This is a genomic window from Pseudomonas sp. HP_14 (assembly GCF_055283875.1).
Genome location: NZ_JBTOQI010000042.1, coordinates 195,142 through 214,163 on the forward strand (window position 1 = coordinate 195,142; position 19,022 = coordinate 214,163).

16 protein-coding genes and 1 riboswitch are annotated in these 19,022 nt (G+C 57.7%); of the genes, 12 read left to right on the forward strand and 4 right to left on the reverse strand.

Annotation, left to right across the window (positions count from 1 at the left end; translation table 11 throughout):
- Window positions 1-17 precede the first annotated feature (17 nt).
- Window positions 18-350 (reverse strand): DMT family transporter, encoded by a 333-nt coding sequence (locus tag ACYASS_RS21355; RefSeq protein WP_463587589.1) that lies wholly within the window; start codon window positions 348-350, stop codon window positions 18-20.
- A gap of 94 nt (window positions 351-444) precedes the next feature.
- On the opposite strand from ACYASS_RS21355, the gene ACYASS_RS21360 reads away from it, so the two are divergent.
- Both ACYASS_RS21360 and waaA read left to right on the forward strand, forming a co-directional pair.
- On the forward strand, window positions 445-1,329 hold the full coding sequence (locus ACYASS_RS21360) for a LysR family transcriptional regulator (protein WP_463587590.1): 885 nt from the start codon (window positions 445-447) through the stop codon (window positions 1,327-1,329).
- Window positions 1,330-1,343: 14 nt separating this feature from the next.
- Window positions 1,344-2,618, forward strand: coding sequence for a lipid IV(A) 3-deoxy-D-manno-octulosonic acid transferase (gene waaA, locus ACYASS_RS21365; RefSeq protein WP_463587591.1), 1,275 nt, complete (start codon window positions 1,344-1,346; stop codon window positions 2,616-2,618).
- A 540-nt stretch (window positions 2,619-3,158) separates the two neighbouring features.
- Here the strand turns inward: waaA and ACYASS_RS21370 are convergent.
- The gene (locus ACYASS_RS21370; protein WP_463587592.1) at window positions 3,159-4,598 is read right to left on the reverse strand and encodes a TolC family outer membrane protein; all 1,440 of its coding nucleotides are present in this window, start codon (window positions 4,596-4,598) and stop codon (window positions 3,159-3,161) included.
- A gap of 161 nt (window positions 4,599-4,759) precedes the next feature.
- A riboswitch (TPP riboswitch) is annotated at window positions 4,760-4,864 on the forward strand.
- 169 nt (window positions 4,865-5,033) lie between these two features.
- Here ACYASS_RS21370 and thiC point away from each other — a divergent pair.
- Both thiC and cytX read left to right on the forward strand, forming a co-directional pair.
- Window positions 5,034-6,923 (forward strand): phosphomethylpyrimidine synthase ThiC, encoded by a 1,890-nt coding sequence (thiC, locus tag ACYASS_RS21375; RefSeq protein ID WP_463587593.1) that lies wholly within the window; start codon window positions 5,034-5,036, stop codon window positions 6,921-6,923.
- A 138-nt stretch (window positions 6,924-7,061) separates the two neighbouring features.
- Window positions 7,062-8,351, forward strand: a complete 1,290-nt coding sequence (gene cytX / locus ACYASS_RS21380; RefSeq protein WP_463587594.1) for a putative hydroxymethylpyrimidine transporter CytX — start codon at window positions 7,062-7,064, stop codon at window positions 8,349-8,351.
- Here cytX and ACYASS_RS21385 read toward each other — a convergent pair.
- Complete coding sequence (locus ACYASS_RS21385; protein ID WP_243245285.1) at window positions 8,320-9,066, reverse strand: RsiV family protein; 747 nt, start codon at window positions 9,064-9,066, stop codon at window positions 8,320-8,322. The genes cytX and ACYASS_RS21385 overlap by 32 nt on opposite strands.
- A 208-nt stretch (window positions 9,067-9,274) precedes the next feature.
- On the opposite strand from ACYASS_RS21385, the gene ACYASS_RS21390 reads away from it, so the two are divergent.
- Both ACYASS_RS21390 and ACYASS_RS21395 read left to right on the forward strand, forming a co-directional pair.
- A complete protein-coding gene (locus tag ACYASS_RS21390) occupies window positions 9,275-9,892 on the forward strand; it encodes an NUDIX domain-containing protein (protein WP_122663169.1) in 618 nt (205 codons plus the stop codon).
- The gene (locus ACYASS_RS21395; RefSeq protein WP_122663168.1) at window positions 9,883-10,335 is read left to right on the forward strand and encodes a DUF1249 domain-containing protein; all 453 of its coding nucleotides are present in this window, start codon (window positions 9,883-9,885) and stop codon (window positions 10,333-10,335) included. Before ACYASS_RS21390 ends, ACYASS_RS21395 begins: the two co-directional genes overlap by 10 nt.
- A gap of 60 nt (window positions 10,336-10,395) precedes the next feature.
- On the opposite strand, the gene ACYASS_RS21400 is transcribed toward ACYASS_RS21395, so the two are convergent.
- Window positions 10,396-10,866, reverse strand: a complete 471-nt coding sequence (locus ACYASS_RS21400; protein WP_463587595.1) for a hypothetical protein — start codon at window positions 10,864-10,866, stop codon at window positions 10,396-10,398.
- A gap of 287 nt (window positions 10,867-11,153) precedes the next feature.
- Between ACYASS_RS21400 and cpdA the strand changes: the two genes are divergently transcribed.
- The 6 genes from cpdA (at window position 11,154) to parC (ending at window position 18,860) form a co-directional block, all read left to right on the forward strand.
- A complete protein-coding gene (gene cpdA / locus ACYASS_RS21405; protein WP_463587645.1) occupies window positions 11,154-11,930 on the forward strand; it encodes a 3',5'-cyclic-AMP phosphodiesterase in 777 nt (258 codons plus the stop codon).
- 96 nt (window positions 11,931-12,026) lie between these two features.
- Window positions 12,027-12,644, forward strand: coding sequence for a YqiA/YcfP family alpha/beta fold hydrolase (locus tag ACYASS_RS21410; RefSeq protein ID WP_463587596.1), 618 nt, complete (start codon window positions 12,027-12,029; stop codon window positions 12,642-12,644).
- Window positions 12,645-12,783: 139 nt separating this feature from the next.
- The gene (parE, locus tag ACYASS_RS21415) at window positions 12,784-14,688 is read left to right on the forward strand and encodes a DNA topoisomerase IV subunit B (RefSeq protein ID WP_463587597.1); all 1,905 of its coding nucleotides are present in this window, start codon (window positions 12,784-12,786) and stop codon (window positions 14,686-14,688) included.
- A 347-nt stretch (window positions 14,689-15,035) separates the two neighbouring features.
- A complete protein-coding gene (locus ACYASS_RS21420; RefSeq protein ID WP_463587646.1) occupies window positions 15,036-16,067 on the forward strand; it encodes an esterase-like activity of phytase family protein in 1,032 nt (343 codons plus the stop codon).
- Window positions 16,064-16,585: a retropepsin-like aspartic protease family protein gene (locus ACYASS_RS21425; RefSeq protein ID WP_463587598.1), complete on the forward strand. Its 522-nt coding sequence runs from the start codon at window positions 16,064-16,066 to the stop codon at window positions 16,583-16,585. Before ACYASS_RS21420 ends, ACYASS_RS21425 begins: the two co-directional genes overlap by 4 nt.
- Window positions 16,586-16,595: 10 nt before the next feature.
- Window positions 16,596-18,860: a DNA topoisomerase IV subunit A gene (parC, locus tag ACYASS_RS21430; RefSeq protein WP_243245279.1), complete on the forward strand. Its 2,265-nt coding sequence runs from the start codon at window positions 16,596-16,598 to the stop codon at window positions 18,858-18,860.
- The last annotated feature ends 162 nt before the right edge of the window (window positions 18,861-19,022 follow it).

Here is a 19,022-nt window from a genome sequence, read left to right on the forward strand (position 1 = left end):
TATAGAGGAACGCGTTTTCAATGCCCGGCGGTTTTCGAAAACAACTGAATCACCACGACGCCCAGCACGATCAAACCCATGCCGAGCATGGCCGGAACGTCGAGCTTTTGCCCGTAGATGAAGAACGCAGCGACGCTGACCATGACAATCCCCATGCCCGCCCAGACGGCGTATGCGACGCCCACTGGAATCGTGCGCACCACCAGAATCAGCATCCAGAAAGCGATGGCGTAGCCGCAGATCACCAGCATCAGCGGTATCGGTGTACTCAAGCCTTTCACGGCTTTCATGGAAATGGTGCCAATGACTTCGGCACAAATGGCGATGGCCAGCAGGTAGTACGCAGGCATGGCGGTAACTCCTCTTTGTATGCCGCGCATTTTAGCCATCAACGAGATGGGGTAAAGTCATTACCTATCGTTCTTGGAGATAGGTTGGCAGGCGATGCAGTGGAACCTTGAACAAATGCGTTTGTTTGTCAGCGTGGCCGAGCAGCGCTCGTTTTCCGCTGTAGCCCGGGATATGCACCGGGCTCAGTCTGCGGTCAGCAGTGCGATAGCCATGCTGGAGGCTGACTTGGGTGTCAGCCTGTTTGAACGCAGCAGCGGTCGCCAGCCCCGGTTGACCGAGGCGGGCACGGCGTTGCTTGAAGAGGCGCGAGAACTGTTGCGTCAGTGCGAACGCATCGACGGTCGCGCCTTGGCGTTAATGCGTGGTCAGGAAGCGCAATTGCGTGTGGCACATGATGAAGCCATGCCTTATCAGCCCGTACTCGACAGCCTGGAGGCGCTGTCAGATCGCTTTCCCACGCTTGAAGTCCAGTTGGCCAGCGGTGCGCAGGGCGATGTTGCGCGCAAGTTGCTTGAGCGTCGCGCAGATCTGGGCCTTCTGTTTCATCATGAACAGATGCCTGCCGCGCTTGAGCGAAGAGGGCTGGGCAGTGTGGAAATGGTCACGGTCTGCTCGGTGGGTCATCCATTGGCGAGCAAGGCGCGCGTTACCCGGCAGCAATTGGCACGGCATCGACAATTGCTTATTGCGCCGCAACAGAGTGGTTATCCGGGCGGCGAGCAATTGAGCCCGCACGTGTGGCGTGCCGATAGTTTTTATGTGATGGCTGAATTGCTCATGCGTGGCCTGGGCTGGGCATGGCTGCCTCGGCATGTGGTGCAATACCCAACCTATCAGAGCCAGATGACCGAACTGGTCAGCGAATGGACACCGCCACCTTTAGTGGTGGAGATGGTCTGGCGTCGCGACGAACCTCTGGGGCCTGCTGCGCAGTGGCTGTCCGAAAGTTTTGCCCGGCATTTGCGGGCCATTGGCTGATAAACTCCGCGCCCATGAATAGAACCTTATATACCTTGCTGTTTCATCTCGGCCTGCCACTGGTGGCCGTTCGGCTGTGGCTTCGAGCGCGCAAGGCGCCTGCCTATCGACAGCGGATCGGCGAGCGCTTTGCCCTCGGCCTTCCTGCGATGCACAAAGGCGGTATCTGGGTGCATGCCGTATCGGTGGGCGAAAGCATTGCCGCTGCACCGATGATTCGTGCGCTGCTGGCACGTTATCCACAGCTGCCGGTTACCGTAACGTGTATGACGCCGACCGGTTCTGAGCGGATCAAGGCGATGTTTGCCAATGAGTCGCGCGTTCAGCATTGTTACCTGCCTTACGATTTGCCATGGGCAGCGGCCCGTTTTCTGAATCACATTCAGCCAGTGCTTGGCGTGATCATGGAGACCGAGCTGTGGCCTAACCATATCCATCAGTGCAGCAAGCGCGGCATTCCCGTCGCTCTGGCTAATGCCCGGCTATCTGAGCGTTCGGCGAGAGGCTACGCACGGTTTGCCAGGTTGACCCGGCCGATGCTCGAAGAAATGAGTTTGTTCGCGGTGCAGACGGAAACCGAGGCACAGCGTTTTCTGGAGTTGGGAGCACGTCCGGAATGCGTGTCGGTTACTGGCTCGATCAAATTCGACCTGACTATAGACCCGCAATTGTTGACCGATGCCGCGCAACTGCGTGAGCAATGGCACGCAATCCAGCGTCCGGTATGGATAGCCGCAAGCACACACGCTGGAGAGGATGAGGTTGTGTTGGCGGCCCATCGGCAGTTGCTTGTCAGCCATCCCGATGCATTGCTGGTGTTGGTGCCTCGCCACCCGGAGCGCTTTAACAGCGTGCATGATCTTGCCGTGCAACAAGGTTTCGCGACAGTGCGCCGCTCAACCGGACAGCCTGTCACCGATGAAACTGCGGTGTTGGTGGGCGACACCATGGGCGAATTACTGTTTCTCTATGCGTTGGCTGATATCGCTTTCGTCGGCGGCAGTCTGGTGCCTAACGGGGGACACAATCTGCTGGAGCCTGCTGCGCTGGCCAAACCGGTGTTGAGCGGCCCGCATCTGTTCAACTTCCTGGAAATCGCCGCGATGTTGCGAAATGCCAACGCATTGGTCGAAAGCAGCGATGCGGCGAGTCTTTCGGCTGCCGTGCAGCAACTGTTTGACCAGCCACAACAGGCTCATGAGATGGCCGAGGCGGGGTTGGCGGTGATGAAGGCCAATCAAGGCGCTTTGCAGCGGTTGCTGGACGGGCTTGGCCGCCTTCGAAGGTAGGAGGCAACTTGTTGGCGAGGGGGGCTGACGCGGTGGTTCAGATGCGCCGTCTCGCGAACAAGTTCGCTCCTACCGCAGTTGCGCGTGGCGCAGTACCTACGCGGTGATTCATTTACGCCGCGTTCAAAGGTAGGAGGCAACTTGTTGGCGATGAGGGCTGACGCGATGATTCAGATGCGCCGTCTCGCGAACAAGTTCGCTCCTACCGCAGTTGTGCGTGGCGCAGTATCTACGCTGTGATTCAGGCACGCCGCGTTCGAAGGTGGGAGGCAACTTGTTGGCGATGAGGGCTGACGCGATGATTCAGATGCGCCGTCTCGCGAACAAGTTCGCTCCTACCGCAGTTGTGCGTGGCGCAGTACCTACGCTGTGATTCAGGCACGCCGCGTTCGAAGGTGGGAGGCAACTTGTTGGCGAGGGGGGCTGACGCGATGATTCAGATGCGCCATCTCGCGAACAAGTTCGCTCCTACCGCAGTTTTGGCAAGATTGCCTCACGCTTTTCCGTAGGAGCTCACCGTTTGCGGCGCGACAGTGATCTCTACCGCTGCGGCGGCCTTTCGAAGTTCTTCTTCGCAGCCGCTGCAAGATCTGGCGGCAGGAAGTCTTTGTCCGGGTTGTAGTCGGCTTTCAGGTAGCGGGACAGGTCTTGCAGGTCGCCCGGGTTCAACGTTCCCGCAGCTTGCTTCAAGCGCAGGTTATCGAGGATGTAGTCATAGCGGGTGTTGTTGTAATCACGCACTGATGCATACAACTGACGCTGGGCATCCAGCACGTCGACGATGTTGCGAGTGCCCACCTGATAGCCGATTTCCGTGGCTTCCAGCGCGCTCTGATTAGAAATGATTGACTGTTTGCGAGCCTGGACCTGCTCCACGTCGGTGTTGACTGCACGGTGCAGGTTGCGAGTGTTTTCCACTACCTGACGACGAAGCCCCTCGCGGCGCTGCTCGCTCTGGCTCAGTCTTGAATACGCTTCACGCACTTGCGAGCTGGTCAGCCCGCCGCTATAGATAGGGATATTCAACTGCACCCCGATGCTGCGTTGCTCGACGTCGCCACGGTAGTTCTGTCCGGTGTAGTTCGGATTACTGAAGCCCAGCGCGTCGTTATCGCCACGTTGATACTGAGCCACCGCATCAAGCGTTGGGGCGTGTCCGGCCTTGCGCTGGCGCAGAGTTTCTTCGGCGGCGCTCACTGCGTAATTACTGGCAAGCAGGTTGAGATTCTGTTGCGCAGCGGTATCAACCCAGGCTTTGGCGTCGTTAGGCATCGGCGCCAGGATCGGCAAGGTGTGGACGATGCCTTCAATGGAGTTGTATTCACGATTGGTCAATGTCACCAGCGCCTGGAATGCATCATCCACCTGACGCTTGGCAACGATCCGGCTGGCTCGGGCGGTGTCATAGCTCGCCTGAGCCTGCAGTACATCGGTCTTGTCGGAGAGGCCGACATCGAAGCGCTCGTTGGCTTGATCCAGCTGGCGTCCGAAGGCCGCCTCTTCAGCCTTGGTCGAGGCCAGATTGTCCTGGGCGCGCAGCACGGTGAAGTAGCTTTGCGCGCTTTGCAGAATCAGGTTCTGCTCGGTGGCTGAGAGCTCCAGTGCTGCTTGTTCATTGACTGCTTCTGCGGCCTGCAACTGAAACCAGCGATCTGCACGGAAAATCGGTTGGCTCAGCGTCGCTTGGTAAACGGTGCCGCTGCGGGTGGCGATGGCGTTGGGCTGGTCAATGCTGGTGCGAGTATTGTTAACATTGGCACCGCCAGACAGATTGGGCAGCAGGCCTGCGCGCGCCTGGGGCACGACTTCTTTGCGGGCTGCATAATCGGCACGTGCCGCTGCGAGATCCGCGTTATTGTCGACCGCTTCCTGATAAACGCTGACCAGACCGGTTTTGGTCGGCAGCGGCAAGTCGGCTGCCCAGGCAATCGGACTGCAGGCACATGACACGGCAATGGCCAATGAAAGTTTGTGCAGCATGGGGCGTTCCCTGTTCATGATTATTGTGCCAGTCCGATATCCGAGAAGCTGGCTAGCGAGTGTAGAGGCTGGGGGGCTTGGCAACAATCCGCCATATCAACCATTTATCCAGCGTTTGAAAACGTGCTTGGCGTTCCGGCCCCGTCCCGACTAGACTGGCAGCGTTCTTGTCGGGGTGCCTTGCTTTGAGGCTGAGATCGGTTAAACCGGATCCCGTTGAACCTGATCAGGTTAGCGCCTGCGTAGGGAACAAGATTTCTCGTCTCCCGGCGAGTCCTCTTGAGTGTCGTCCGGGGTCGATGGTTCATTTCTGAAAACCTGAAATGAATCGAACACTCTCCGCTCGATACTCAGCACCAGCCTTGGTGCGTCTTTCCGTCCTCAGGTTCGCTCCGACAATTAATCCGCCGCTGGATGATGTCTGGAGAGCCCGTGATGAGTACAAATCTAAAAAACGCCGCCAATCTGAGTGAGTCCGCCCAGGTCGACTCAGGGTCGGTGCAGCCGTTTACCCGCTCGCAAAAAATTTACGTTCAGGGCTCCCGCCCGGACATTCGCGTACCGATGCGCGAAATCCATCTTGATGTCACACCAACCGATTTTGGTGGTGAGATCAATGCGCCGGTCACCGTCTACGACACCTCCGGCCCCTACACTGACCCCAACGTCATCATCGACGTGCGCAAAGGCTTGGCCGATGTACGTTCGCCATGGATCGACTCGCGCAATGACACCGAGCGTCTGGATGGCCTGACCTCGAACTTCGGCCAGCAGCGACTGGCCGATGCCGAGCTGACCCGACTGCGTTTCGCCCACGTACGCAACCCTCGCCGAGCGAAGGCCGGGGCCAACGTCAGCCAGATGCATTACGCGCGTCAGGGCATCATCACGGCGGAGATGGAATACGTCGCCATCCGCGAAAACATGAAGCTGCAAGAAGCCCGCGCTGCCGGTCTGCTCACTCAGCAACACGCCGGGCATAGCTTTGGCGCGAATATCCCGAAGGAAATCACCGCTGAATTCGTGCGCGAAGAAATCGCCCGCGGTCGCGCGATCATTCCTGCCAACATCAACCACACGGAACTGGAGCCAATGATTATTGGCCGCAACTTCCTGGTGAAGATCAACGGCAACATCGGCAATAGCGCGCTGGGTTCTTCCATCGAAGAAGAAGTCGCCAAGCTGACATGGGGCATCCGCTGGGGCTCGGACACCGTCATGGACCTGTCGACTGGCAAGCACATCCACGAAACCCGCGAGTGGATAATTCGTAACTCGCCGGTTCCGATTGGTACGGTGCCGATCTATCAGGCGCTGGAAAAAGTTGGCGGTGCCGCCGAAGACCTGACCTGGGAGCTGTTTCGCGACACGCTGATCGAGCAGGCAGAGCAGGGCGTAGACTACTTCACGATTCACGCCGGTGTGCTGCTGCGCTATGTGCCACTGACCGCCAAACGCGTGACCGGAATTGTCAGCCGTGGCGGTTCGATCATGGCCAAGTGGTGTTTGGCGCATCACAAGGAAAACTTCCTTTACACCCACTTCGAAGACATCTGCGAAATCATGAAGGCCTACGACGTCAGCTTCTCACTGGGTGATGGCTTGCGTCCGGGGTCGATTGCCGATGCCAACGACGCCGCGCAATTTGGTGAGCTGGAAACTCTGGGTGAACTGACCAAAATCGCCTGGAAGCACGACGTGCAGACCATGATCGAAGGCCCGGGCCATGTGCCGATGCAGTTGATCAAAGAGAACATGGACAAGCAGCTTGAGTGCTGTGACGAGGCGCCTTTCTACACCCTCGGCCCGCTGACCACTGATATTGCGCCAGGTTACGACCACATTACGTCAGGTATTGGGGCGGCGATGATCGGCTGGTTCGGCTGCGCGATGCTTTGTTACGTCACGCCCAAAGAGCATTTGGGGTTGCCGAACAAGGATGACGTGAAGACCGGGATCATCACCTACAAGATCGCGGCGCATGCAGCGGACCTTGCCAAGGGCCATCCGGGCGCGCAGATCCGCGACAACGCCCTGAGCAAGGCGCGTTTTGAATTCCGCTGGGAAGACCAGTTCAACCTTGGCCTGGACCCGGACACCGCACGTTCGTATCACGACGAAACCCTGCCAAAAGACTCCGCCAAGGTCGCGCATTTCTGCTCCATGTGCGGGCCGAAATTCTGCTCGATGAAAATCACCCAGGAAGTGCGTGAGTACGCGGCCAATCAGAAGATTGAAGCGGTCGACCTCGATGTTGCCCAAGGGCTGGCGGAACAGGCCGAGCGCTTCAAGCAGGAAGGCAGCCAGCTGTACAAAAAGGTTTGATCTGAAGCTGGCAGAGGTCTTGGTAGGAGCGAACTTGTTCGCGAGGCGGCTTTAGGGGTTCACATTAAATCGCCTCGCGAACAAGTTCGCTCCTACCGGGATTCGTCGCCTTTACATGTGTTCTCCTGGACTAAAACCATGACCACCCCCAGCACCTATTCACCCGATACCCCCGTCCCCTTAGACAAGCGCGTCTTCGGTGGGCGAGACCTGTTTTCTCTGTGGTTCTCCCTCGGCATCGGCCTGATGGTCCTGCAAACCGGTGCGCTATTGGCGCCGGGGCTTGGCATGTCGGGTTCGCTGCTGGCGATTTTTCTCGGCACGTTGGTGGGCGTGTTGCTGCTCGCTGCTGTTGGCGTGATCGGCAGCGACACCGGTTTATCGTCCATGGCCGCGCTCAAACTCAGCCTCGGCAGCAAAGGTGCTTCACTGCCTGCGTTGCTCAACCTGTTGCAGCTGATCGGTTGGGGCTCGTTTGAAATCATCGTCATGCGCGATGCAGCAAGCTTGCTCGGCACCCAGGCTTTTGGCGACAACACCCTGTGGACCAGCCCATTGCTCTGGACGTTGTTTTTCGGTGGTCTGGCAACGTTACTGGCGGTCAGTGGCCCGCTTACGTTCGTGCGGCAGATTCTGCGCAAGTGGGGGATCTGGCTGTTGTTGGCGGCTTGCTTGTGGCTGACCTGGAATCTGTTCGCCAAGGCTGATCTGGCCGCGCTTTGGGCTCAGGCTGGTGATGGTTCCTTACCATTCGCTGTGGGCTTCGACATCGCTATCGCCATGCCGCTTTCGTGGCTGCCATTGATAGCCGATTACTCACGTTTCGGTAAACGCGCACGAAACGTTTTTGGCGGTACCGCGCTGGGCTTCTTCATCGGTAATTTCTGGCTGATGAGCCTGGGCGTGGCCTATACGCTGGCGTTCGCCCCGAGTGGCGAGGTTAATGCCTTGTTGCTGGCGCTGGCGGGAGCAGGCTTGGGGATTCCGTTATTACTTATCCTGCTGGATGAGTCGGAAAACGCGTTCGCCGATATTCACTCGGCAGCGGTATCCAGCGGAATTTTGTTAAAGCTGAAAGTCGAGCATCTGGCCTTGGCCATCGGTGTGATCTGCACGTTGATCGCCTGCTTTGCGCCCTTGGCGCAGTATCAGAACTTCCTGTTGCTGATCGGCTCGGTGTTCGCGCCATTGTTTGGCGTGGTGCTGGTGGATCATTTTGTATTGCGCAGTCGCCGCAGCCTGGTGGCTAACGTCGGGTTTCAATGGATGACTTTGCTGGCATGGCTTGGCGGAGTCAGCACCTATCACGTGCTGGCCAATCTTTACCCGGATATCGGCGCAACACTGCCAGCGCTCATCGTCGCTGGCGTGCTGCAGTTGTTGCTGGGCAAAAACCTCAACCGCGACCTGGGAACAGTTCCGGTTTGAGGATGCCATTGAGCTGCGGATAAGGAATCTTCAGCTCGATGTGGCCCATTGAGTAGGGCGCGATAGTGTCCACCTGGTACTTGAGGATGAACGCGCCGTAGGTCAGGGCGATATGCGGCGTGCGTTTGAAGGGCCAGGTCTTCATGAACTCGGCGTCTTCATTCATCTTGGTCGAGAGCAGCCAGCCTTGATGCGCCAGTTCTGCCTTCTGCCAGAACTCGCCTTCCTTGCCCGGCACAATCATGTCGGCAAGGGTCAGCACTTTCTCTTGCTGACGTGAATAGTTGATGAACGCACGGCCGGGCGCGCCATGTGCGCCGCCGGTATCCAGATAGCTGGACAGCTCGACGACTACGATACCGTCATGTTGCTCGCGTACTTTGGCTTGCAAATAGCTGGCGTTGCGCCCTTGGGAGTCACGCAGGTATTGCTCTTGATACGCCTTGAGCGAGGTCGGCAGCGGTCCGCTGGAATCTGTGCGAGTCAGTTGCAGTAGTGTCTTCTGCACGATGGCGTCCAGCTTGGGCTCATCGGGGAAGTGCACGGTGTCGATATTCACCAGCGGGCAATCGGCGGCGGTGCAGCCCGGTTTGATCAGTTCGGAGGCATCACGCTGCACCTGCAGGGGCGCACGGTAATTGGGTTGGAACAGGCTCTGACAGGCGCCCAGCATAAGTGCCAGGCAAGCCAGTGAAGCGATCCTCAATAACGACATGTTGATCCTTTGCGGTGGCAATGAAGACGGTTACGTTGTTCGAGTTCAGGCTGCTTGGACTGCAAACGGTGACATCGGTTCGCCGCTGGGCGGATTAGAGTTCGTTTCGCTATTGGCCGTCTACCCTGCATGTTCAAGGGGGCTGCATCTGGTTGGCGATGCGCGTTAGGATGGCATCACGTTACGACTTGCCCAAAGCGAGAAACACATGACCGAACAGACCCGATCGACCCCGACTGCTTTTGAAATCACCCGGCGTGAAAACTGCTTTCAGGGCTTTTATAGACTGGACAAAGTCTTCTTGCGTCACGAACAGTTTGTGGGTGGTCTTGGCAAGGAAATCAGTCGTGAGCTTTTTGTGCGTCATGACGCGGTCTGTGTGCTGCCGTACGACGCCAAACGCGATGAAGTGGTGTTGATCGAGCAATTCCGTGTGGGTGCGCTGGAGAAAACTGCCAATCCCTGGCTGATTGAACTGGTCGCAGGTTTGATCGACAAGGCTGAGGAGCCTGAAGAGGTTGCTCACCGCGAAGCAGAAGAGGAAGCTGGAATTGTCTTCAGCGCCTTGTGGCCGATCACCAAATACTTTCCTTCACCGGGTGGCAGTGATGAGTTTGTTCATCTGTACCTGGGGCGCTGTGAAAGTGAGGGCGCGGGGGGATTGCATGGACTGGAGTCCGAAGGTGAAGATATCCGCGTTACCGTCTGGTCCTTTGACGATGCACTGCAAGCAGTGCGTGACGGGCGAATTATCAATGCTTCGACGATTATCGCGCTGCAATGGCTGGCGCTGAACCGTGTCGAAATCAGGGGGTTATGGTCGTGAGTCCATTGCGCGAGCGTTATCGTGTTGACCTTGCCGGGCTGCAAGCTGCCTGCGAGGCCAACTACGCGCGCTTGATGCGGTTGTTGCCGGACATGCGCAACGAACAACGCTCACGTCGGGTTGCAGTGACTCAAGGCGATCAAATGCTCGGCGTCCTGGCGGTCGAAGTGCTGCTCGACTGCCCATACACCACCACCCTGCAAGTGCGTCAGGAACACAGCCTGCCATGGCTGCCGGTTCCCAGCCTGGAAGTGCAGGTCTATCACGATGCGCGCATGGCCGAAGTGATCGGCGCCGAACATGCTCGGCGCTTCCGGGGGATCTATCCATACCCTAACGCTGAAATGCATCAGCCGGACGAGAAGGCTCAACTCAATCTGTTTTTGGGCGAATGGCTGAGCCATTGCCTGGCGTGTGGGCATGAGTTTGAAGCGGTGCGGTGAGTGCTGTATCCGGTGCTGCGTTAACTTTTGTGATATCCATACTGCCAGGCCCGCATTATTTCAGGGTTCAGGATAGGCTTTGATATTAAATTTTCCCGTAACGGTCTGGCGCTGCCCTTCAATCATGACAACAAACTCGAAACTGGCATGCATGTGCAGGGTTTCTTCGTCATAAGCCGTTAGTTGAATAAAGCCTTCAGACGAACTGTAGGTGGTGAGGTACCAGCCTCCCGATGTGCTTTGGCGAGCGATTGCATAACTGCCAAAGGCAGTGGTCCCGTCTCCCTCTATCGGGTAGGTGCCGGGGGGGAGGTCAAGTTGCAGTCCTACGAGGATGAACTTCCTTAGTAACGCTTCCTCCGGAGCGTGGAAGGCGACGTCTTTGGAGCAGCCCCAAGGCGAACAGCCCATGTCGATACTGGCTTCTACTGCGTGGAATCCTTCTCCGTTCAGATAAACCTCATAAGGGCCGGTGGTGCCTTTTCCGAACTTAAGGTTGCGGGTGTGAGTTTCTTTAGGTTGAACATTCATTGCTGTGCTTCCTGCGTGCAATATAAATAAAGGGGGTAGCGCCTGCATGCCTGCATGGACTATCAAACTACCCCCATTAATGGGGTCTGCAACCTGTCACTTCTGACAGGGTTTGATTGTTTACTTGATTGTCTTAATCAGGATATTAAACGGCTGTCAAGCAATGCTCAGGCTTTGTGACTCAGTGCTCATCCATTTATTTGCCGATGAGGTCGCTTCCCACCATAATCGCCAGACTCTGCCCAAGGAGATGGCTTTTGCCGAACGTTCCCGTTAAAGACTCAGTCCTGCTGGTCCAACTGTCCGACAGCCATTTGTTCGCCAAGGCGGACGGTACGCTGCTGGGCATGAAAACCCGCGAGAGTCTGCAAAAAGTCATCGAACTGGTTCTGGTCGAACAGCCGCAGGTGGATCTGGTGGTTGCCAGTGGCGATGTCTCGCAAGACGGCAGCGTTGAGTCCTACGAAGCGTTTCGGAATCTGAGCGATCAGATTCAGGCCCCCAAGCGCTGGTTTCCCGGCAATCATGACGAGTCGCTGGAAATGCAGCAGGCCGCTCAACAAAGCGACCTGCTCGACCCGATTATCGATATTGGCAACTGGCGGGTGACGTTGCTCGACTCATCGGTGCCCGGCTCGGTACCCGGTTATTTGCGCGATCAACAGTTGCAACTGCTGGCGCAAGCCGTGAGCGAGGCTCCTGAACGTCATCACCTGGTCTGCCTGCATCACAATCCTGTGCCGATTGGCTGCGAGTGGATGAATCCCATTGGCCTGCGTAACCCGGATGCACTGTTTGCGGTACTGGAGCGTTTTCCACAGGTGCGTGCAGTGTTGTGGGGGCATGTGCATCAGGAATACGACCAAATGCGCGATACGATTCGGCTTTTGGCGTCGCCTTCGACCTGCATTCAATTCGCGCCGGGCAGTGTCGACTTCAAGGTCGACACTGCCGCTCCGGGCTACCGCTGGCTGCGTCTGTTTGACGATGGACAGCTGGAAACCGGTGTGTCGCGAGTCGTTGGCATGGATTTCGAAGTGGATTACGGGGGCGAGGGGTACTGATCATTTCGTCGTGAAACACACGGGGACGAGTCTTTCAGCGTTAGTCCCTGTAAACTGCGCGGCTTTGTACCACTCAGTGATTCAGGAGCGGACGGCGTGACCAGCGAAATACCCACACTGCTTTATATCCACGGTCTGAACAGCTCCGCGCTGTCGAAAAAAGCCACTCAGTTGATCGCACTGATGCGCTCGCTGGGGCTGAGTGAGCAGGTGCGAGTCCCCGAATTGCATCATCATCCGCGTCAGGCCATGGTTCAGCTGGAATCCGCTATCGAAGAACTCGGGCGGCCACTGCTGGTCGGCAGCTCGCTCGGCGGCTACTATGCGACACACTTGGCGCAGCGCCACGGCCTGAAAGCCGTGCTGATCAACCCGGCAGTCAATCCGCACCAGCTATTCGATGGCTTTGTCGGTACGCAGCAAAACCTTTATACCGGCGAAACCTGGGAGCTGACCCACGATCACGTCAAGGCTCTGGCCGAACTGGAAGTGCCCGCACCTCAAGACCCGGCGCGTGTTCAGGTCTGGCTGCAAACCGGTGATGAGACCCTTGATTATCGCCGCGCCGAATCGTTCTATCGAGCATGCGCGTTGCGTATACAGGCAGGCGGCGACCACAGTTACCAAGGCTTTGCCGGGCAATTGCCCGCGCTGTTGAGTTTTGCCGGATTCGCCCCTGAGCTGTTACAGGCGGTAGATGTTTCCAAGCTTTGAATGTATAGCCGGATTAAATGTAGGAGCTGCTGAAGGCTGCGATTGGTTCGAAAGCCTGGCGTATGCCGGATCGCAGCCTTCGGCAGCTCCTACAGGTTTTCAACTCTGTAACTCCACGAACAACTGATGACGAGACCCCATGGCCAATCCCAGCGCTAGCTCTTATAACGCAGACGCCATCGAAGTCCTCTCGGGCCTCGACCCGGTTCGCAAGCGGCCGGGCATGTATACCGACACCTCGCGGCCGAATCACCTTGCCCAGGAAGTGATCGACAACAGCGTCGACGAAGCTCTGGCGGGCCATGCCAAATCGGTGCAGGTGATTCTGCATGCCGACAATTCGCTGGAAGTGTCCGACGATGGTCGCGGCATGCCAGTGGACATCCACCCGGAAGAGGGCGTTTCTGGTGTCGAGCTGATCCTCACCAAGCTTCACGCGGGCGGCAAGTTCTCCAACAAGAACTACCAGTTCTCCGGTGGTTTGCACGGTGTGGGTATCTCGGTGGTCAACGCGCTGTCGACCCTGGTCAAAGTCCGGGTCAAGCGTGACGGCAACGAATACGAAATGAGCTTCACCGATGGTTTCAAAGCATCGGAACTGGAGATAGTCGGCACCGTTGGCAAACGTAATACCGGGACCAGCGTTTACTTTGCGCCGGACCCTAAATATTTCGATACTCCCAAGTTTTCGGTCAGCCGCCTCAAGCACGTGCTCAAGGCAAAAGCCGTACTGTGTCCGGGACTGCTGGTCAGCTTTGAAGACAAAGCCACAGGTGAAAAAGTCGAATGGCATTACGAGGACGGCCTGCGTTCTTATCTGCAGGATTCGGTCACTGATTTCCTGCGCCTGCCGGATGAGCCGTTCTGTGGCAGTTTTGCCGGTAATAAAGAAGCCGTCGACTGGGCATTGCTCTGGCTGCCTGAAGGCGGGGACAGCGTTCAGGAAAGCTACGTCAACCTGATCCCGACGGCGCAGGGCGGCACTCATGTGAACGGTTTGCGTCAGGGCTTGCTTGATGCCATGCGCGAGTTCTGCGAATACCGCAATCTGCTGCCGCGTGGCGTGAAGCTGGCGCCGGAAGACGTTTGGGAGCGCATTGCTTTCGTCCTGTCGATGAAAATGCAGGAGCCACAATTTTCCGGCCAGACCAAGGAACGCCTGTCCTCTCGGGAAGCCGCGGCGTTTGTGTCCGGTGTCGTAAAGGATGCATTCAGCCTGTGGCTCAACGCCAACTCCGATCTGGGTATGCAGCTGGCCGAACTGGCAATCAACAACGCCGGTCGTCGCCTCAAGGCCAGCAAGAAGGTCGAGCGCAAGCGCATCACTCAGGGCCCGGCATTGCCTGGCAAACTGGCTGACTGTGCCGGTCAGGATCCGATGCGCTCCGAGCTGTTCCTGGTCGAGGGTGATTCCGCGGGTGGCTCCGCCAAGCAAGCCCGGGACAAGGAGTTTCAGGCGATCCTGCCGTTGCGCGGCAAGATCCTCAATACCTGGGAAGTCGACGGCGGCGAAGTGCTTGCCAGCCAGGAAGTACACAACATTGCTGTCGCCATCGGTGTTGATCCGGGCGCTGCGGACATGAGCCAGTTGCGCTACGGCAAGATCTGCATCCTCGCCGACGCCGACTCCGACGGTTTGCACATTGCGACGCTGCTGTGCGCGTTGTTCGTCCAGCATTTCCGTCCGCTGGTTGACGCAGGCCATGTTTATGTCGCCATGCCGCCGTTGTATCGCATCGACTTGGGTAAAGAAATCTACTACGCGCTTGATGAAGCCGAGCGCGACGGGATCCTTGACCGTCTGGTGGCCGAGAAGAAGCGCGGCAAGCCGCAGGTCACACGATTCAAAGGTCTGGGTGAGATGAACCCGCCGCAGCTTCGTGAAACCACCATGGACCCGAATACTCGTCGTCTAGTGCAATTGACCCTGGACGATTTTGAAGTCGCGTCGGAAATGATGGACATGTTGCTGGCCAAAAAACGCGCTGGCGACCGCAAGAGCTGGCTGGAGTCCAAAGGCAACCTCGCCGAGGTTTTGACTTGATGCGAGGCCCCACGGTGTCTTCGACACCGCGTGATTCCTTTGCTGCCCCTGTAGGAGCGGGCTTGCTCGCGACAGCGTCAGTTCAGGCACCGCATTCAGCGCCTGGCAGACCGAATCGCGAGCAAGCTCACTCCTACAGGATTGCGCGTTTGATACAAAACCGCGTTGCAAACATTGGGACCTGTAGGAGCGCACGAGCAGCGCGAGGCCGCGATAGCGGTGTATCAGACAGGACGCCATCGCTGCCTCGCGGTGCTCGTGAGCTCCTACAGAAAAGCATTCCAGGTCAGGTAGCCAGATTTTTTTCGATAGGAGTGAGCTTGCTCGCGAAGGCGTTGGGTCATTCAATGAATGCCACGGTTGAACGACCGAATCGCGGGCAAGCGCGCTCCTACAGGCGATCTGTGTGGGCCGGGCTGCTTGCAACTCTGCTGGTGGCTCCGGCATTCGCAGCATCACTGCCAGAGCTGACGCTCGTTTCAGAGCATCCGGTGGACGGCATGGCCGGTGGCAATCTGTCAGGGCTGGCGGTGTGCAGTGGCCAGTTATGGGCCATTTCGGACCGCGACGACGACTTACTCTACCGTATGGATATGACGAGCACCGTCTGGCTGGCTCAGTCTGAGAAGATTGATGTACCACCTGCGCCGGAGAGTGATTTGCCGGCCAACTTGCGTTCGCTGGCAAAACTGTCGTCCTTCGTGCGTGGCGGGAGTCTGGATTTCGAAGGCATCAGCTGTGATGCGGCTGGCAATAAATATGTCGTCAGCGAGGCCCACGCGGAGGTGCTCAAGGTGCCTGCCGAGGGGCCGCCCGTCTGGCTGAAATTGCCGCCCGAACTGGTAGCACAGGCGCGGGCCAAGGGCATGTTGCAACACTTCAACGCTATTTTTGAAGGCTTGGCCATTAGCCCGCAAGGTGACCGTTTGTGGTTGGCTGCCGAGCGCAGTCAACGCGGGTTGCTGGTGGTCAGCCGCGACAAGGATGCCTGGCGCTGCAAGGGCAGTTGCGTGTTGCGTACCGAGCCCGGCAGTGAAGTTTTACCGCCGCAGGTGGGTGGAAAATCGGTATCCCGTGATTTTGCCGACCTGTCGCTGTTCAACGGCAAGCTGTTTACGCTGGAACGTTCGGCGTATCGCATTTGCCGACGCTCCCTGGAGACTGGCAAGAGTGAGCAATGCTGGTCGTTCGCCAAAGAGGCGTTGATGCCCAACCGGCTTTACGACCAGCCGTTCGCCCTGACCGAGGCTCTGGTAGTGGATGAAACGGGCGCCTGGGTAGGCATCGATAACAATTTCGATGAGCGCGCCGATGGCGAGAAGCGCCCGATCGTATGGCGCTTCGCAGCACCTGCTGGCGGCTGGAGTGCGCAACCATGAGTTCGCAACCTCCCGGCAAACGCGCGGGCAAGGTGCTGATGATCATGGCCTGCGGCGCAGCGCTATTTCTGGCGACGCGCTTTTTTGGCGAGTGGGAAGATCGCCAGGTAAACCCTAACTCGGTGGTCACCTCGCAACACGGTGATGGATATATAGAAGTGCAACTGGTGGGCAATCGTCAGGGGCATTTTGTCAGCTCGGGCAAGATCGATGATCACCCCGTAGAGTTTTTGCTGGATACCGGTGCCACTGATGTGGCGGTCCCGGGCAAGGTGGCAGACACCTTGCAGTTACAACGGGGTGCGCCGGTTTGGGTCAGCACCGCCAATGGCCGCAGTGAGGGCTTTCGAACGTCAATCGAACGTCTGCAACTGGGCGACATCGTCCTGTACAACGTGCGCGCCCTGGTGGTGCCCGGTCTGGACGGAGAGCAGGTGCTGCTCGGTATGAGCGCAATGAAACAACTCGAATTCACTCAGCGCGGTGGCACCATGCTGCTGCGTCAGACCACGAAATAATGAGGCACGCATGAGCGACTCCCTTGACCTCAGTCTGGATGGTGTAGAACGCCGGTCACTGGCTGACTTCACCGAACAGGCCTACCTCAACTACTCCATGTACGTGATCATGGACCGTGCCTTGCCGCATATCGGCGACGGTCTCAAGCCCGTGCAGCGACGCATCGTCTATGCCATGAGCGAGCTGGGCCTGGACGCTGATTCCAAGCACAAGAAGTCGGCGCGTACCGTCGGCGACGTGCTCGGCAAGTTTCACCCCCACGGCGACTCGGCCTGTTATGAAGCCATGGTGCTCATGGCCCAGCCATTCAGCTATCGCTATACGCTGGTGGATGGGCAAGGCAACTGGGGTGCGCCGGATGATCCTAAATCCTTCGCGGCCATGCGTTACACCGAGGCGCGTTTGTCGCGTTACTCCGAGGTGCTGCTCAGCGAGTTAGGCCAGGGCACTGCTGACTGGGTGCCGAATTTTGACGGTACTCTGGACGAGCCTGCTGTGTTACCAGCACGTTTGCCGAATATCCTCCTCAATGGCACGACGGGTATTGCCGTGGGCATGGCCACTGACGTGCCGCCGCACAACTTGCGTGAGGTCGCGACTGCCTGCGTGCGTCTGCTTGATGAGCCGAAAGCTACCGTCGAACAACTGGTTGAGCATATTCAGGGCCCGGATTACCCGACCGAAGCGGAGATCATCACCCCGCGTGCCGACCTGCTGAAAATGTATGAAACCGGCAAAGGTTCGGTGCGCATGCGCGCCGTGTACCACGTTGAAGACGGCGACATCATCGTCACTGCGCTACCGCATCAGGTTTCCGGTGCCAAGGTGCTGGAGCAGATTGCTGCCTTGATGCAGGCCAAGCCTTCCAAGGCACCGCAGGTCGCTGACCTGCGCGACGAGTCTGACCACGAAAACCCTTGCCGAATTGTGATCATTCCGGTGAACAGCCGGGTTGATCATGAAGCGCTGATGCAGCACTTGTTCGCCAGTACCGATCTGGAGTCCAGCTACCGGGTCAACATCAACATCATCGGGCTGGACGGCAAGCCGCAACTGAAGAACCTGCGTGCATTGCTGGTGGAATGGCTGGAGTTCCGTGTACGCACGGTGCGCCGTCGCCTGCAGTTCCGCCTCGACAAGGTTGAGCGCCGTCTGCACCTGTTGGACGGTTTGTTGGTTGCATACCTCAATCTGGATGAAGTGATTCATATCATCCGCACCGAGGAGCATCCGAAGGCGAAGTTGATCGAGCGCTTCGAACTGAGCGAAATCCAGGCTGACTACATTCTGGACACCCGTTTGCGTCAGTTGGCACGCCTCGAAGAGATGAAACTGCGCAATGAGCAGGATGAACTGAACAAAGAGCGGACCAAGCTACTGGCGTTGCTGGGCAGCGAGGCCAAGCTGAAGAAGCTGGTCCGCACCGAGCTGCTGAAAGACGCCGAAACCTATGGCGATGACCGCCGCTCGCCAATCGTCGAGCGCGCTGAAGCCAAGGCCATGACCGAGCATGATCTGCTGCCGAATGAGAAAGTGACCGTCGTATTGTCGGAAAAAGGCTGGGTGCGATCCGCCAAAGGTCACGATATCGACGCGACCGGGCTTTCCTACAAGGCGGGGGATGGTTTCCAGACGGCTGCAATGGGCCGTTCCAACCAATACGCAGTGTTTATCGATTCCACGGGCCGCAGTTATTCGCTGGCCGCTCATACCTTGCCATCTGCTCGGGGGCAGGGTGAGCCGTTAACAGGCAAGCTTCAGCCACCGCCAGGCGCGACGTTTGAATGTGTGTTGCTGCCTGAAGATGACGCGTTGTACGTCATCGCGTCGGATGCGGGTTATGGGTTCGTGGTCAAGGGCGAGGATCTGCAGGCCAAGAACAAGGCGGGCAAGGCGCTGCTGAGTTTGCCGAACGGGGCTAAAGTGATGTTGCCGCGTCCGGTCGCTGATCGTGAGCAGAACTGGCTCGCTGCTGTAACCACTGAAGGGCGTCTGCTGATCTTCAAGATCAGTGACTTGCCTCAGTTGAGCAAAGGTAAAGGCAACAAGATCATCGGTGTGCCGGGTGATCGGGTCGCCAGCCGTGAAGAATATGTAACTGATATTGCGGTGATACCACAGGGCGCTACTCTGGTCTTGCAGGCCGGTAAACGCAATCTGTCACTCAAACCTGATGATCTGGAACATTACAAGGGCGAGCGTGGGCGTCGGGGTAATAAGCTGCCTCGTGGCTTCCAGCGGGTCGATGCGCTTTTGGTAGAAAACGCCTCTTAATCCTGCTTTAGAGCTATTGGTCTTCGTTTTGCCATGAAGATCGACGCATAATCGCTGGAGTCATGACGCATATTCACGGATGATATGACGTCTTGAGGCGCAAGCGTGGCTGAGTGCCTGCACGAATTTGTTGAGTTATACACTGTGGCTTGCCTGACGGCG

Bases quoted from the DNA above. Each gene is read 5' to 3' on its own strand.
- cytX (WP_463587594.1), top strand. From the start codon at position 7,062: ATGACCACCCCCAGCACCTATTCACCCGATACCCCCGTCCCCTTAGAC.
- parE (WP_463587597.1), top strand. From the start codon at position 12,784: ATGGCCAATCCCAGCGCTAGCTCTTATAACGCAGACGCCATCGAAGTC.
- parC (WP_243245279.1), top strand. From the start codon at position 16,596: ATGAGCGACTCCCTTGACCTCAGTCTGGATGGTGTAGAACGCCGGTCA.
- ACYASS_RS21360 (WP_463587590.1), top strand. From the start codon at position 445: ATGCAGTGGAACCTTGAACAAATGCGTTTGTTTGTCAGCGTGGCCGAG.
- ACYASS_RS21425 (WP_463587598.1), top strand. From the start codon at position 16,064: ATGAGTTCGCAACCTCCCGGCAAACGCGCGGGCAAGGTGCTGATGATC.
- ACYASS_RS21390 (WP_122663169.1), top strand. From the start codon at position 9,275: ATGACCGAACAGACCCGATCGACCCCGACTGCTTTTGAAATCACCCGG.
- ACYASS_RS21370 (WP_463587592.1), bottom strand. From the start codon at position 4,598: ATGCTGCACAAACTTTCATTGGCCATTGCCGTGTCATGTGCCTGCAGT.
- ACYASS_RS21395 (WP_122663168.1), top strand. From the start codon at position 9,883: ATGGTCGTGAGTCCATTGCGCGAGCGTTATCGTGTTGACCTTGCCGGG.
- ACYASS_RS21400 (WP_463587595.1), bottom strand. From the start codon at position 10,866: ATGAATGTTCAACCTAAAGAAACTCACACCCGCAACCTTAAGTTCGGA.
- ACYASS_RS21355 (WP_463587589.1), bottom strand. From the start codon at position 350: ATGCCTGCGTACTACCTGCTGGCCATCGCCATTTGTGCCGAAGTCATT.
- thiC (WP_463587593.1), top strand. From the start codon at position 5,034: ATGAGTACAAATCTAAAAAACGCCGCCAATCTGAGTGAGTCCGCCCAG.
- waaA (WP_463587591.1), top strand. From the start codon at position 1,344: ATGAATAGAACCTTATATACCTTGCTGTTTCATCTCGGCCTGCCACTG.
- ACYASS_RS21385 (WP_243245285.1), bottom strand. From the start codon at position 9,066: ATGTCGTTATTGAGGATCGCTTCACTGGCTTGCCTGGCACTTATGCTG.
- ACYASS_RS21420 (WP_463587646.1), top strand. From the start codon at position 15,036: ATGAATGCCACGGTTGAACGACCGAATCGCGGGCAAGCGCGCTCCTAC.